This is a genomic window from Ensifer sp. EB106-03-01-XG145, assembly GCF_058792075.1.
Map to the genome: position 1 here is coordinate 189178 of NZ_JBYTEC010000005.1, position 15322 is coordinate 204499.

Sequence of the window (15322 nt, forward strand, 5' to 3'; positions counted from 1 at the left end):
AAAGCTTTGCGTCTGAACAGGCGCTTTTGACAAGCGCGCGTGAGGGACCCCCGAACCAGTCTGTGATGAACCGGGAGCCTTGGTCACCGGGGCCTCCTATTCAGCCGCCTCTGCCATTTTCATGCGTTCCATATCCTCGAGCGCACGGCGGTATTCGACCGGCATGACCTTGCGGAATTTCGGCCGGTAATCCGTCCAGTGATCGAGAATCTCCTTCGCCCGGGGCGAACCCGTGTGGTGAAGGTGGTTGGATATCAGCTGATAGAGCCGCTCTTCATCGTGACGCGTCATGTCGCCGGAGACGTCGACCATGCCCTTGTGCATGATGTCGCCGCCGTGGTGATGCAGCTTCTCGAGCATGTCGTCCTCTTCCGGAACCGGCTGCAACTCGACCATCGCCATGTTGCAACGACGGGCGAAATCACCCTCCTCGTCCAGCACATAGGCAACGCCGCCGGACATGCCGGCCGCGAAGTTGCGGCCCGTCGTGCCGAGAACGACGACGACGCCGCCGGTCATGTATTCGCAGCCATGGTCACCCACGCCCTCGACGACCGCGACCGCACCGGAGTTGCGCACGGCGAAGCGCTCGCCGGCAACGCCGTTGAAGTAGCACTCGCCCGAGATCGCGCCATAAAGCACGGTGTTGCCGACGATGATCGATTCCTGCGGAACGATCGTCGCGTTTTCCGGCGGCCGGACGATGATGCGTCCGCCCGAAAGACCCTTGCCGACATAGTCGTTGCCGTCGCCCACCAGGTCGAAGGTGATACCGCGTGCCAGGAACGCGGCGAAGGACTGGCCGGCCGTGCCCCTCAGGGTCACGTGGATGGTGTCGTCCTTCAGGCCCTTGTGGCCCCAGCGCTTGGCAAGCGCACCGGCGAGCATCGCACCGGCCGAGCGGTCGACGTTCTTGATCGCAGCTTCGATCTTGACCGGCGCCTTGGTTTCGAGCGCGACCTTGGCTTCCTCGATCAGCTTGCGGTCGAGAATGTCGTCGATCGGGTGCTTCTGGCGTGTGGTCCAGTAGGTCTCTTCCTTCTTGGCTTCCACCTTGTGGAAGATCTTCGAGAAGTCGAGGCCGTTCGCCTTCCAGTGGGCAAGCGCACCGTCCTTTTCGAGCAGCTCGGAGGCACCGATGATCTCGTCAAGCTTGCGCACACCAAGCGAAGCCAGGATCTCGCGCACTTCCTCGGCGACGAAGAAGAAGTAGTTGATGACGTGCTCGGCCGTGCCCTTGAAGCGCTTGCGCAGAACCGGGTCCTGGGTGGCGACACCGACGGGACAGGTGTTGAGATGGCACTTGCGCATCATGATGCAGCCGGCGGCAATCAGCGGCGCGGTGGCAAAGCCGAACTCATCGGCACCGAGCAGCGCCCCGATGATGACGTCGCGGCCGGTCTTGAGACCGCCGTCGACCTGGAGCGCGACGCGCGAGCGCAGGCCGTTCAGTACCAACGTCTGCTGGGTCTCGGCAAGGCCGATTTCCCAGGGGCTGCCGGCGTGCTTCAGCGAGGTCAGCGGCGAAGCGCCGGTGCCGCCGTCGAAGCCGGCGACGGTGATGTGGTCGGCGCGCGCCTTGGCAACGCCGGCGGCAACCGTGCCGACGCCGACTTCCGAGACGAGCTTGACCGAGACGTCCGCTTCCGGATTGACGTTCTTCAGATCGTAGATCAGCTGCGCCAGATCTTCGATCGAGTAGATGTCATGGTGCGGCGGTGGCGAGATTAGGCCGACGCCAGGCGTCGAGTGACGGGTCTTGGCAACCGTCGCATCGACCTTGTGGCCGGGCAGCTGACCGCCTTCGCCGGGCTTGGCGCCCTGCGCCACCTTGATCTGCAGCATGTCGGCATTGACCAGGTACTCCGTGGTCACGCCGAAGCGGCCGGACGCGATCTGCTTGATCGCCGAGCGCTCGGGGTTCATCGAACCGTCTGGCAGCGGCAGGTAACGGTCGCTCTCCTCACCGCCCTCGCCGGTATTCGACTTGCCGCCGATCCGGTTCATGGCGATCGCCAGCGTCGTATGCGCCTCGCGGCTGATCGAGCCGAAGGACATGGCACCGGTCGAGAAGCGCTTGACGATGTCGGTAGCCGGCTCGACCTCGTCGACCGAGATCGGCTTGCGGCCGAGAGCCTCGGCGCTCTTCACCGTGAACAGGCCGCGAATGGTGTTCATGCGCAGCGCCGAGTTGTTCACCATCTCGGAGAATTCGCGATAGCGGTCCTGAGCGTTGCCGCGCACGGCATGCTGTAACGAGGCGATCGCATCCGGCGTCCAGGAGTGGCTCTCGCCGCGCATGCGGAAGGCATATTCGCCGCCGATGTCGAGCGTGTTGGCGAGAACCGGATCGGCACCGAACGCCGCCTTGTGGCGGGCGACGGTCTCGGCCGCGATCTCTTCGAGGCCGATGCCTTCGATCGTCGTCGCCGTGCCGAAGAAGAACTGGTTGACCAGCTTCGACGACAGACCGACGGCGTCGAAGATCTGCGCACCGCAATAGGACTGGTAGGTCGAGATGCCCATCTTGGACATGACCTTGAGGATGCCCTTGCCGACGGCCTTGATGTAGCGATAGACGACCTCGCTCGCATCGACTTCCTTGGGGAACTCGCCGCGCTTGTGCATGTCGATCAGCGTGTCGAAGGCGAGATAGGGGTTGATCGCCTCGGCGCCGTAGCCGGCGAGCAGGCAGAAGTGGTGCACTTCGCGCGGTTCGCCGGATTCGAGCACGATGCCGACCGAGGTGCGCAGGCCCTTGCGGATCAGGTGGTGATGCACGGCGGCGGTCGCAAGCAGCGCCGGGATCGCCACGCGGTCCGGACCGACCTGACGGTCAGAGAGCACGATGATGTTGTAGCCGCCCTTCACTGCCGCCTCCGCACGTTCGCAGAGACGATCGAGCATTTCGGGCATGCCTTCGGCACCGCGCGAAATGTCATAGGTGAAGTCGAGCGTCTTGGTGTCGAAGCGATCCTCGGTGTGACCGATCGAGCGGATCTTTTCGAGATCGCCATTGGTCAGGATCGGCTGGCGCACTTCGAGGCGCTTCGCATGCGCCATGCCCTCGTGGTCGAGGATGTTCGGACGCGGGCCGATGAAGGAGACGAGGCTCATCACCAGCTCTTCGCGGATCGGGTCGATCGGCGGGTTGGTAACCTGCGCGAAGTTCTGCTTGAAATAGGTATAGAGCAGCTTGCGCTTGTCCGACATCGCCGAGATCGGCGTGTCGGTGCCCATCGAGCCGATCGCTTCCTGGCCGGTCGTCGCCATCGGCGACATCAGGATCTTGGTGTCTTCGAGCGTGTAGCCGAAGGCCTGCTGGCGGTCGATGAGCGACACGTCGCGACGCAGCGCGCGCGGCTCTACCGGCTTCAGCTCTTCGAGGATGAGCTGGGTGTCTTCAAGCCACTTGCTGTAGGGGTGCTTCTGGGCGAGCGAGGACTTCACCTCCTCGTCGGAGATGATGCGGCCCTGCTCCATATCGATCAGCAGCATCTTGCCCGGCTGCAGGCGCCACTTCTTGACGATCTTGTCCTCGTCGACCGGCAGCACGCCGGATTCCGAAGCAAGGATGACGCGATCATCAGAGGTGACGATGTAGCGGGCCGGACGCAGACCGTTGCGGTCGAGCGTGGCGCCGATCTGGCGGCCATCGGTGAAGGCGACTGCCGCCGGTCCGTCCCACGGCTCCATCAGCGCCGCATGGTATTCGTAGAAAGCCTTGCGCTCAGGCGACATCAGCTGGTTGCCGGCCCAGGCTTCCGGGATCAGCATCATGACAGCATGCGACAGCGAATAGCCGCCCTGCACCAGGAACTCGAGTGCGTTGTCGAAACAGGCGGTGTCCGACTGGCCTTCATAGGAGATCGGCCAGAGCTTGGAGATATCCTCGCCGAAGAGCGGCGAAGAAACCGACGCCTGACGCGCCGCCATCCAGTTGACATTGCCGCGCAGCGTGTTGATTTCGCCGTTATGCGCGACCATGCGGTAAGGGTGTGCGAGTTTCCAAGACGGGAAGGTGTTGGTCGAGAAGCGCTGGTGCACGAGCGCCACGGCACTTTCGAACCGCGGATCGGACAGGTCCTTGTAATAGGCGCCGACCTGATAGGCGAGGAACATGCCCTTGTAGACGATCGTCGAGGACGACAGCGATACCGGGTAGAAGTTGCTCTCCTCGCCCTTGTATTCGTCATAGATGCGGTTGGAGATCACCTTGCGCAGAGTGAAGAGACGACGCTCGAACTCGGGGTTCGTGGCGGCGTCGCGGCCGGCGCCGATGAAGATCTGGACATGGCGCGGCTCGGTCGCGGCAATCTCGGGCGCCTTCGACAGCGAGGAATTGTCGACCGGCACGTCGCGGTAGCCGATGAGCACCTGGCCCTCTTCGGCGACGACGTCCTTGATCACCTGCTTGAAGTGTTCGACGAGCGCATCGTCCTGCGGCATGAAGATGTGACCGACGGCATATTCGCCGGCCTTCGGCAAAGTGATGCCCTGCTTCGCCATTTCCTCGCGGAAGAAGCGGTCGGGAATCTGCACGAGAATGCCCGCGCCGTCGCCCATCAGCGGGTCGGCACCGACAGCACCACGGTGCGTCAGGTTTTCGAGCATGAACAGGCCGTCGCGCACGATCTGGTGCGACTTCTGACCCTTCATATGCGCGACGAAACCGACGCCGCAGGCGTCATGTTCGTTGCGCGGATCGTAGAGACCCTGTTTTCGCGGCAGGCCAGTCGGGAATGCGGGCGTTTTTTCAGCCGTCGCAACGCTGTGTGCGAGGTTGAGCCCAGATTGCTGTGATGGCGAATGATCCGTCATCGTTTTCCCTCCTGTTAAACCCGGCACCGCCGGGCATGGCACCGCCCGCGCATGGCTCTTCGTTGCGCGCAAAGGCACGCCAAAAAGCCGGGGCACTATCGTCTCATGATCCTGATCAGGTCGCAAATAAGCACGGCATCATCAGGCACTGATGTCTGCGACCATCCTGACGGCAGGCGATAACAACCGGATGAAATCCGGCAAATCCCCCCGCTTCGCACGCCGGGTGCCATTTTTTTAGGCACTCGCGGCGATTGTTCCGGTCCCTAGACCGAAATAGGACAGCAAACCTGTCCTATTTCATGTGCTCTATGCCAGAAACTACCCCCCTCCGCAAGAGGCATATCAGCAAATAATAGAGAAGATTTTGCCGAACATTGCCGGAAGTTTCCGGCTTTTATAATTTAATTACAGCTTTCCGGCGTTTTCTTCCTTTTGGTTTCAAACTGGTCTCCAGTTGGCCTTTCGGCCGCTGACCGTGATTGATCCGGCCGAGAACTCGGCTAAGGTCGCCCAAATCCGTCGAAAAGACTGTAATACAGGGTGGAATGTGATGATTTTTTCGTCTGACAACTGGGCTGGCGCCCATCCCGCTATTGCCGAAAGCCTGATGGCGCATGCAGGCGGATATGCGTCCGCCTATGGCACCAGCGACCTCGACCGGAAGGTGGAGAAGAAGTTCGCGGAAATCTTCGAAAGGGATGTCGCCGTCTTCTTCGTCGGCACCGGAACGGCTGCCAATTCGCTGGCACTTGCGACAGCCAATCGCGCAGGCGGCATCGCCTTCTGCCATCGCGAAGCGCATGTCATCGCCGATGAATGCGGCGCGCCGGAATTCTTCTCGCACGGCGCCAGGCTGAAGCCTGTCGATGGACCGCGGGGCAAGATGGAGGCCGCGCGCCTCGAAGCCGAGATCCGGCGCTTTCCGCTCGACAATGTCCACGGTGGCCAGCCGACAGCGGTCTCGCTGACCCAGGCAACGGAAAGCGGCACGGTCTATTCGCTCTCGGAGATCGAGGCGATCGCGGCCGTTGCCAAGGCGCACAAGTTGCCGCTGCATATGGATGGTGCCCGCTTCGCCAATGCGCTCGTCGGCCTTGGCGCAACGCCCGCTGAAATGACCTGGAAGCGCGGTGTCGATCTCGTCTCCTTCGGCGGCACCAAGAACGGCTGCTGGTGCGCCGAAGCGCTGGTGCTCTTCGATCTCTCGAAGGCCCACGAAATGCATTTCCTGCGCAAGCGCTCAGCCCAACTCTTCTCCAAGTCGCGCTTCGTCTCCGCACAGTTCGATGCCTACTTCGCCGGCGATCTCTGGCTGAACCTCGCGCGCCATGCCAACGCGATGGCCGCACGCCTCGCCGAGGGCATTGCCGCCTCGAAGACGAGCCGTCTCGCCTGGCAGGCGGACGCCAACGAGGTTTTCCCCATCATCAGGAAAGACGTGGCCACGAAGCTCAGGCAGGATGGCGCCGTCTTCTACGACTGGCCCGTGCCCCACGACCTTGATGGAAGTCTTGCGCCGGATGAGGGTCTCTACCGCCTCGTGACCAGCTTCGCGACGAGGGCCGACGACGTCGACCGGTTCGTCGCCGCCTGCTGAAGCAGTACCAGGAAAACGGCGAACGCTGTTCCGTCCGGACGACCATCCCGCCACCTGAGCGGGGTGATCCCCCGTATCAAGCCTGTCCCTGCAGCGTCCTCACATTGGAGAGGATCTCGGCCGAAAGTGCTGCACTCAGCTTTCGGTCCACGCCCTTGCTCGGCACCAGCACGAATTCGACGTCTTCGAGCGGCGGCAGGGCGCCGGCGGGTATCTCCTTCAAGCCCTGCGGCACCATGCTGCGCGGCTGGACGAGCACGCCCATTCCGGCGCGCGCGGCCGCCGTCAGCCCGCTGAGGCTGCCGCAGGTGCAGACGATGCGCCACGGCAGGCGATGCCGGTCGAGCACTTCGAGCGCGACGCTGCGGGTGATGCTCGGCGGCGGGAAGGCGATCAGCGGCAGTACCTTGTCACGCCTGATCCTTTCGGGGTCGCGGGCGAGCCAGACGAGCGGCTCGCGATAGACGAGCTCGCCTCTCACGTCGCCGAGCCTGCGCTTGGCGAGCACGAGATCGATCTCGCCGTTGTCCTGCATATGGTAAAGCACGCCACTCAAGGCGACGGTCAGTTCGAGATCGACCGACGGATGAGCACGGACGAAATCTTCGAGTACCGCCGGCAGCCGGCTCATGACGAAATCCTCGGAAACACCAAGCCGCAGGCGACCACGCAGACTGCTTTCGGCAAAAAGCGCACGCACCTCGCCGTCGATCGTCAGCATCGAACGCGCATGGGCAAGCAGTGCCAGCCCATCCGCCGTCAGCGAAACACGGTGGGTATCGCGGGCAACCAGGGTTCGCCCGAGCGATGCCTCAAGCCTTTGAATATGCTGGCTGACGGTCGATTGCCCAAGCGACAGTTTCTCCGCCGCGAGTGTGAAACTGCCCATCTGTTCGAGCGCGACGAAGCTGCGCAACTGCACGAGATCCAGCATGGCTCATCCCAAATCGCGATAACTGTTATTCCTTGCATCCTGCTTCATAATGAGTGATCCCGGCAAGACGTTTGATAACAGCAAGTGACCGGATATGCGCCGCTACCTTCCCGATACCTTCACCATCCTGCTTCTGGCGACGGTGCTCTTGGCATCCGTCCTGCCGATCCATGGTGAGGCAACCGCCTGGTTCGGTTTAGCGACCAAGGTGGCGGTCGGCATGGTCTTCTTCCTGCACGGCGCGCGCCTTTCGCGCGACGTGGTGATCGCCGGCATCCTGCATTGGCGGCTGCACCTGACGATCCTCGCCTCCACCTTCGTGCTCTTCCCGCTGATCGGTCTTGCAATCGGCTTCGTCCCGACCTCGATCCTTCCGCAGTCGCTCTACACCGGCATCCTGTTCCTCTGCGTGCTGCCCTCGACGGTGCAGTCTTCGATCGCCTTCACCTCGATGGCCGGCGGCAATGTGCCGGCCGCGATCTGCTCGGCCTCCGCCTCCAACATATTCGGCATGTTCCTGACGCCGCTTTTGGTCGGGCTGCTGTTTACCGCCGGCGGCCACGGCGGCGTGACGCTCGATGCACTGGAGCAGATCCTGCTGCAACTGCTCGCCCCTTTCGTCATCGGCCAGCTGCTGCAGCCCTTGATCGGCAACTGGATCCGGGCGCGCAAGGGACTCTTGGCGCCCGTCGATCGCGGCTCGATCCTGATGGTCGTCTATCTCGCCTTCAGCCAGGCGGTGACATCGGGCCTTTGGCAGACCTATTCGCTGGCAGATCTCGGCGTCCTGGTCGTCATCGAGATTGTCATGCTGGCGCTCGTGCTCGCCGTCACCATGTTCGGCAGCCGACTGCTCGGCTTCGACAAGGCGGATGAGATCGCCATCACCTTCTGCGGCTCGAAGAAGAGCCTTGCGAGCGGCGTTCCGATGGCGAGCGCCATCTTCGCCGGGCAGAACATCGGCGCGATCGTGCTGCCGGTGATGCTGTTCCACCAGATCCAGCTGATGGCCTGCGCCGTCATCGCACAGCGCTACGCCGCCAAGAAGCAGGCCTCCGCCGTGCCCGCGCCGGCCAGATCCTAAAGCCTGTCGCGCAAAAGTGCGCAGCGGTTTTGCGACAACGACATGCGAAACATCAAAAACTTAAAGCGCAAGGAGCGAATCTGAAAGATCGCGACACGCTTTAGAAAGTCAGGAAAATCTGACGCGGGCTGCGTTCGGAACTGCGTGATTTCAATGAGCCAATAAAAAAGCGGCGCCCCTGAGGGGCGCCGCCTGTCTTGGGAGATTGTCTTCGCGGTTAGAGGGTCTGGGCCTCGATCTGCTTCGGCTGCGAGGCAACGGACGAAATCTCGATCCGGCGGGGCTTGGCTGCTTCCGGAATCTCGCGGGTGAGGTCGATGTGCAGCAAGCCGTTCTTCAGCGAAGCGGACTTGATCTCCACGTGATCGGCGAGCTGGAAGCGGCGCTCGAAGGCACGCTTGGCAATGCCGCGATGGAGAAACTGGCTTTCGTCGCCCTTTTCCTCGGCTTTTTCGCCCTTGACCGTCAGCGTGTGCTCACGGGCCTCGATCGAAAGCTCGCTCTCGTCAAAGCCGGCAACGGCCATGGTGATGCGGTAGGCGTTTTCGCCGGTGCGTTCGATGTTGTAGGGCGGATAGGTCTGAGCTTCACCCGGCTGGCCGAGGCTGTCGAGCATCGTGAACAGGCGATCAAAGCCAACGGTGGAACGGTAAAGGGGAGAGAAATCAAAGTGACGCATTGTGTCCTCCTTGGAGCAACGGTTTGCGATGTCTGGTCGGCCACCCCATTCTGGCAGCGGCAAGACCGGTGAACGGACCCGTCTTCGGCGCCCGTGACCCTGATTTGGGGAGGAAAATTCGCGACTTCAAGACGCGAGCGCTTACGATTTTCCCGTGAACCCGACATGAACGGCCGCTTCGGCTTCCGTTCAGGCCCGGTGGGCTAGAAGAAAACTCTGGGCGGCAACTCCCAGGCTGAAGTGATACGTCCCTTCCTCTTCAGCAGCCGGAAACGGTGATCGTCCGGATTTCACCCACCGTTTCCGGCTTTTTTCTTTGACGACTGAGACCCTGCCGCCTATCCCTTGATGATACCGATCAACCCGCTCTTGGCCGTCACCACGTCATGACCTCGATCCTCCACTCGACACCGGACAATCCGACCCCGGAAAACTACGTGGCTGGGTTCTTCGATGGCGTCGGCGGTCGCAAGATTCGCTACGCGATCTTCAGGACGAAACAGCCTGTTGCGCGCGGCACGGTCGTCCTGCTGCAGGGCCGCAACGAATCGATCGAGAAATATTTCGAGACGATCGCTGATCTCACGGCTGCAGGTCTTTGGGTCGCAACCTTCGACTGGCGCGGCCAGGCGGGCTCCGAGCGGCTGCTGCCACACCCGGGCCGCGGCTACGTCGACCACTTCTCCGACTATGAACGCGACCTCAGCACCTTCCTCGAACAGATCGTGCTGCCGGATACGCGCCTGCCCTTCTCGATCGTCGCCCATTCCATGGGTGCGCTCGTTGCCCTGTCGCTGGCACCGATGCTAGCAAGCCGGATCGACCGGCTGGTGGTGCTGGCACCCTTCGTCGGCCTTGGCGGACAGGCGCTCGGCGAGCCCAGCATTGCGGCGATTGCGACCCTCATGCGCTGCATCGGCCTCGGCACCCTGCCGGCCCATCCCGACAAGGGCAACCGCCCGTTCGAAAGCAACGTGCTGACGGCGGACCGGCGCCGCTACCTGCGCAACATCGCACTGACCGACACGCATCCGGAACTGAGGCTTGGCCCGCCCACCGCGCGCTGGCTGAGCGAGGCCTTCCGCGCCATGCGCCGCGTCATCCGTCGCGAGCATCTGACGCGCATCACCCTGCCGACGATCATCCTGGCGCCGACGGCTGACCGTCTGGTGCCGCATCTCGCCGTCGAGTGGTTGGCGCGCAACTTCCGCGCCGCCCAGATGATCCCGATCGATGGCGCCCGCCACGAACTGCTGCATGAAGCGGATCGCTATCGCGCCCAGGCGATGGCCGCGATCCTTGCCTTTGTCATCCCCGAAGAGGGTGACGAACGCGAAAACAGCGCCGCCTGATACAGGCGGGCACACTCGCCAATCGTTTGATTTCGCATCTCGCTTCGGTATCAGCGCCGGAGCGTGGCGGCCTCAGCCTTTGAGGATTTCCAGCGCCTGAGCATGCAGTTCGGCGCTGCCGGCAGCGATGACTTCGCCGCCCATTTCCGCCGGTCCGCCTTGCCAGTTGGTGACGATACCGCCGGCCTGCTCGATCAGCGGAATGAGGCCGCCGACGTCGTAGGGTTTCAGTCCGCATTCGATCACCAGGTCGATATGACCCGCGGCGAGCAGCGCGAAGGCGTAGCAATCGCAGCCGTATCGGAAGAGCCGGACCTTGCTCTGCAGCGCCTCGTAGCGAGTCTTGAACGCGCCGGTGTAGAGGTGCGGCGATGTGGTGAACAGCACCGCATCCGAAAGCGAATTGCATGCACGGGTCGAAAGCACCTTTTCGCCACCGGGACCCCGGTAGGTCGCCATCTCACCATCGGCGAAATAGCGCTCCCCGGTGAACGGCTGATCCATCAGGCCCATGACCGCTTCGCCATTGCGATAGAGGCCGATCAGCGTGCCCCAGACCGGCAGGCCGGAAATGAAGGCGCGCGTGCCGTCGATCGGGTCGATGACCCACACATATTCGCGGTCGAGCCCGACATTGCCATGCTCTTCGCCAAGGATGCCATGCTCCGGAAAATGCTTCTCGATCAGCGCACGGATCGCAGCTTCCGCCGACTGGTCCGCCTCCGTTACCGGATCGAAGCCGCCTTCGATCTTGTTGACCACGCTGGTGCCGATCCGGAATCGCGGCAGGGTCTCTGCCTTGGCAGCTTCAGCAAGGCGATCGAAGAAGGCGCGGTCAGGCAGCATGGCTCTCTCTCAGGGAAGCATGGACGAAGGAAGGTTCGTCCTGCATAGACGAAATTTACCGAAAGGCAAACGCGCTGATGCGATGGCAGCAGCCGCCAAATCGCCTGTGTTTTCATATTTCTAGCGTTTCAATCGGTTCAGATACCGCTTTCGACTGAAAAACGTTTGATGCACTGCAAAAGTCTTCACTGCTTCAACTTGACATTTGTGCAGTGCAATATTAAGGTTTGGGTACAGTCACCTGTGACTGTAAATACCCTCCTTGGGTGTTTCCTCCCTAGACTTGACCGCGCCGTTGGCGCGGTTTTTTTTGAAGCTCCGCGACAGAAAATCCGAAGGTCACTCCGCTGCGAGCGGAAGGTAGGCGCCGTAGTCTTCGACATGGCGGGCAAGCGACGCGACGAAGGTCGTGAGATCTGCAACCAGCACGCCGAAGCCGGGCTTGCGCACCAGCGTCGTCTCATCCACATAGAGCGCCCGGTTGATCTCGATCTGCAGCGCATGCAGCCCGCGTGTCGGGCGACCGTAATGCTCGGTGATGAACCCGCCCGCATAGGGTTTGTTGCGCACGACGCTATAGCCGAGCTGCTGCAACAGATCGACTGCGGCGCGCGACAGTTCACCCGCGGCACTGGTGCCGTAGCGGTCGCCGATGATGAAGTCGGGACGCTGGGCGCTGCCGGGCAGATGCACGTTCCCGGGCATCGAGTGGCAATCGATCAGCACCGACAGGCCGAACTGCACGTGGGTGCGCGCGATCAGTTTGCGCAGGGTGGCATGGTAGGGCTTGTAGATCGTCTCGATCCGCGTCAGCGCGTCTTCCACCGGGAAACGTCCGCGGTAGATCTCCATGTTCTCGGCGACCAGCCGCGGTATCGTGCCGAGGCCGCCGGCGACGCGCATCGAGCTGATATTGGCGTGCGGCGGCAGCGGGCCGTCGAACATGCGCGGGTCAAGCTCATAGGGCTCACGGTTGACGTCGAGGAAGGCGCGCGGGAAATGCGCCAGCAGCATCGGCGCTCCGAGAAAAGTCGCGTTCTGAAACAGCTCATCGACATAGTGGTCTTCCGACCGGCGAATCGAAACAGCGTCGAGCCGCGACTGATCGAGAAAGCGCTGGGGATAGGACCGACCGCTATGCGGTGAATTGAACACAAAGGGAATGCGCTGGATCGGAGGTTCCAGGACCTCAAACAGTTCCCTCTCCGCAATTTCCCCCATCTGAACCCTTTTTTACCATATGCGGTTCTTACAATTGTCATCATGTTGCCAGTTGGTCCGCTCTGTGTCCATAGTGACCAATCACAGCTCCCGGGGAATTGACGTCCCGCGTTCACGAGATATTTACCGCGTTGGGGTTTGGATAAAACGCCGCAATCTACGCGCAATAAACTGAAAAAAGAGAAGCACGGCCGAATTCATGACTGCGAAAATCCTTCTTGCCGAAGACGACAACGATATGCGCCGGTTCCTGGTCAAGGCGCTCGAAAAGGCCGGCTACAAGGTCATGTCCTACGACAACGGCGCCAGCGCCTATGACCGGCTTCGCGAGGAGCCATTCTCGCTTCTCCTCACCGACATCGTCATGCCCGAGATGGACGGCATCGAGCTGGCGCGCCGCGCGACCGAACTCGATCCGGACCTCAAGGTCATGTTCATCACCGGCTTTGCCGCCGTTGCGCTCAATCCCGACTCCAAGGCGCCGAAAGATGCCAAGGTGCTTTCGAAGCCCTTCCACCTCCGCGACCTCGTCGACGAGGTCAACAAGATGCTGGCCGCGGCTTAAGCGACTAGTTTTCCACAGTCGCTGCCGCTTGCGGCACACTGTGGCGACAAGCCAAGACGATTTCCGATCGACCGCCGCGATCCACAAGGATCTCCGGCGGTCTTTTCGTTTCAAGGCCTTAGCAGGAATCCCGCAAATCCGGGCCCTCGCCACGCCGCCGCGACCGACCCCCGGATGGGAAAAAACATGCCTTCGAAATTTCTGTCAAAAAACCTTCGAAAACCCTATTGACGCGACAACGGGTTTTGTGGTCTATGCGCCGACATCGGATGGGCGTGTAGCTCAGCGGGAGAGCACTACGTTGACATCGTAGGGGTCACAAGTTCGATCCTTGTCACGCCCACCATTCGAATTCCAAGGGCCTTTCGAGAAATCGAGAGGCCCTTTTCGTTTGTCCCGGGACGCGCCGGTTGGCGACACCCTCCACCCATCCCAATTCTGTACGAAGTTTAATGTCTTGCGCCATGGAAGCGCCCCGTTCCGCGCCCTAGTTTGCATTCGCAATCCGATCGCACCCGCAGACCTTTAATCGCATCCGTGACCAACGGCCGGCCACCCATCTCGCGTCTCGATACGCGAACGCGACGTCGTGCCGACCACATCTTCTCTGAATGAGAAAGGAACGGACAATGCCTGCCGTCAAGAACATCCTGCTCGTACACGGCGCCTGGGGCGATGCTTCCCATTGGCGTCACGTGATCCCGCCACTCCACGCCAAGGGCTACAGGATCGCTGCAGTGCAGAACCCACTGACCTCGCTTGCCGACGACATCGAGCGCACGCGCAAACTGGCGGAATCGCTTGATGGCCCGACCCTGCTTGTCGGCCACTCCTATGGCGGCGCGGTGATCAGCGGCACCGGCCATGCAGCCAATGTCGTTGGCCTCGTCTATGTCGCGGCCTTCGCGCCGGATGAGGGCGACAGCCTCGGCAGCATTTTTGCGCGGCGTAATCCACCCTCCGGTGCTGCCAGTATCCGCCCCGACAAGGATGGCTTCCTCTGGTTGGCGCAAGACACCTTCCGCCAGAGCTTCGGCCAGGATTTGAACGAGACCGACGCGCTGGTCATGGCGGTGACGCAGAAGCCGATTGCCGGGCGTTGCTTTGAAGACGAGGCCGGCCCCCCGGCCTGGAAGGAAAAGCCGAGCTGGTACCAGGTATCGCGCCACGACAACATGATCCCGCCGGAAACCGAACAGTGGATGGCTGAACGCATCAAGGCAAAGAAGATCATCACCCTCGACGCCAGCCACGCCTCGCTTGCATCGCATCCAAAGGAGATCGTCGCGCTGATCGACGAGGCGATCGCTTCACTCGGCTAAAGTATGTCGCGCAAAAGTGCGCAGCGGTTTTGCGATAACATCGCGACGAAAAACCCCGTCGATCACCGGACCGACGGGGCCTTGTTCCAGGATCACCGCCAACCGCCGTCGACGGCCAACCATCCAAAGTCGACGCCTTAATGCACCATGGCGGAGGCGGCGGACATCAATTCGTCGCGATGCGGGGCTCCGAACATGTTCTGGCCGCCGTCCGGTACTTCCGTGAAACTCCAGCGCACAACGCCATCACGATCGAGCAGGAACTCGCCGACGAGTTGCCCGGCCCCGGTCGCCATCATCCGTTCGTCGGCCTCGGTGATCTGGTAGCCTTCCGCCTTGTCGAGATAGGCCATAGCTGCGATCGGGTCCATCGGTTCCGGCAATTCGCCCGGCATATTCACCTTCATCGCCATGATCGTCTTCTGGGCGATCTTGTACGGCCAGGCGTCCTCGTCCTCGGTGAATTCGAGGTTGGGCAGCCCGAACGCCCGATGCGAGACCCGTTCGGGATCGGCGGCGGCCAGCAAATTCGGCACAGGATGATAACGGAAATAGAGGCGCGCTCGATCGATCGGCGTATTGACCACCGTCAGGCTCTCGATGCCCCGCTCCCGCAAGGCGCCGTCGAGTTGCGCCATGGCGGCGATCTGCCGTCTGCAGAACGGACAATGCAGGCCGCGGAACAGGCCGACCAGGACCGGTTTGCGGCCGCGAAAATCATCAAGGGCGATCTGACCTTCCTGCGTGATTGCGTCGAGCACCACATTCGGCGCCCGATCCCCCGGCTGCAACGGCCGTCCACTCAGCGGCTCAACCATGTTTCATCTCCTCATCCCGGCCGGAACGCTCCTGGTACGCCTTGTGGCAAGGCAGGCGCTTTTTCTCCGGCAAGCTGTGC

Annotated in this window: 11 protein-coding genes and 1 tRNA gene; 6 read left to right on the forward strand and 6 right to left on the reverse strand. The window is 61.9% G+C overall.

Translation table 11 applies throughout. From position 1 onward, the window contains the following. Positions 1 to 96: 96 nt before the first annotated feature. On the reverse strand, positions 97 to 4821 hold the full coding sequence (gene gltB, locus AC3WWH_RS15275) for a glutamate synthase large subunit (protein WP_058325224.1): 4725 nt from the start codon (positions 4819 to 4821) through the stop codon (positions 97 to 99). A 553-nt stretch (positions 4822 to 5374) separates the two neighbouring features. Between gltB and AC3WWH_RS15280 the strand changes: the two genes are divergently transcribed. Further along, the gene (locus tag AC3WWH_RS15280; RefSeq protein ID WP_058325225.1) at positions 5375 to 6421 is read left to right on the forward strand and encodes a threonine aldolase family protein; all 1047 of its coding nucleotides are present in this window, start codon (positions 5375 to 5377) and stop codon (positions 6419 to 6421) included. Positions 6422 to 6497: 76 nt separating this feature from the next. On the opposite strand, the gene AC3WWH_RS15285 is transcribed toward AC3WWH_RS15280, so the two are convergent. Continuing rightward, entirely contained in the window at positions 6498 to 7355 is an 858-nt protein-coding gene (locus AC3WWH_RS15285; protein WP_058325226.1) for a LysR substrate-binding domain-containing protein, read from the reverse strand. Positions 7356 to 7449: 94 nt separating this feature from the next. On the opposite strand from AC3WWH_RS15285, the gene AC3WWH_RS15290 reads away from it, so the two are divergent. Beyond that, positions 7450 to 8439, forward strand: coding sequence for a bile acid:sodium symporter family protein (locus AC3WWH_RS15290; protein ID WP_058325227.1), 990 nt, complete (start codon positions 7450 to 7452; stop codon positions 8437 to 8439). 217 nt (positions 8440 to 8656) lie between these two features. Here AC3WWH_RS15290 and AC3WWH_RS15295 read toward each other — a convergent pair whose 3' ends face one another. After that, positions 8657 to 9118 (reverse strand): Hsp20 family protein, encoded by a 462-nt coding sequence (locus AC3WWH_RS15295; protein ID WP_057254625.1) that lies wholly within the window; start codon positions 9116 to 9118, stop codon positions 8657 to 8659. Between the two features lie 386 nt (positions 9119 to 9504). On the opposite strand from AC3WWH_RS15295, the gene AC3WWH_RS15300 reads away from it, so the two are divergent. Beyond that, a complete protein-coding gene (locus AC3WWH_RS15300; protein WP_057254624.1) occupies positions 9505 to 10470 on the forward strand; it encodes an alpha/beta fold hydrolase in 966 nt (321 codons plus the stop codon). A gap of 72 nt (positions 10471 to 10542) precedes the next feature. Here the strand turns inward: AC3WWH_RS15300 and hisN are convergent, their stop codons facing one another. Both hisN and AC3WWH_RS15310 read right to left on the reverse strand, forming a co-directional pair. After that, positions 10543 to 11316 (reverse strand): histidinol-phosphatase, encoded by a 774-nt coding sequence (gene hisN / locus AC3WWH_RS15305; RefSeq protein ID WP_058325228.1) that lies wholly within the window; start codon positions 11314 to 11316, stop codon positions 10543 to 10545. A 339-nt stretch (positions 11317 to 11655) separates the two neighbouring features. Further along, entirely contained in the window at positions 11656 to 12537 is an 882-nt protein-coding gene (locus AC3WWH_RS15310) for an N-formylglutamate amidohydrolase (RefSeq protein ID WP_058325229.1), read from the reverse strand. Positions 12538 to 12736: 199 nt separating this feature from the next. On the opposite strand from AC3WWH_RS15310, the gene cpdR1 reads away from it, so the two are divergent. The 3 genes from cpdR1 (at position 12737) to AC3WWH_RS15325 (ending at position 14424) form a co-directional block, all read left to right on the forward strand. Further along, positions 12737 to 13102: a response regulator CpdR1 gene (gene cpdR1, locus AC3WWH_RS15315; RefSeq protein ID WP_034786813.1), complete on the forward strand. Its 366-nt coding sequence runs from the start codon at positions 12737 to 12739 to the stop codon at positions 13100 to 13102. Between the two features lie 271 nt (positions 13103 to 13373). Beyond that, positions 13374 to 13448 (forward strand) — tRNA-Val (locus tag AC3WWH_RS15320). A gap of 283 nt (positions 13449 to 13731) precedes the next feature. Next, positions 13732 to 14424: an alpha/beta fold hydrolase gene (locus AC3WWH_RS15325; protein ID WP_058325230.1), complete on the forward strand. Its 693-nt coding sequence runs from the start codon at positions 13732 to 13734 to the stop codon at positions 14422 to 14424. A gap of 137 nt (positions 14425 to 14561) precedes the next feature. Here AC3WWH_RS15325 and AC3WWH_RS15330 read toward each other — a convergent pair whose 3' ends face one another. Beyond that, positions 14562 to 15242, reverse strand: a complete 681-nt coding sequence (locus AC3WWH_RS15330) for a peroxiredoxin-like family protein (protein WP_058325231.1) — start codon at positions 15240 to 15242, stop codon at positions 14562 to 14564. Positions 15243 to 15322 lie beyond the last annotated feature (80 nt).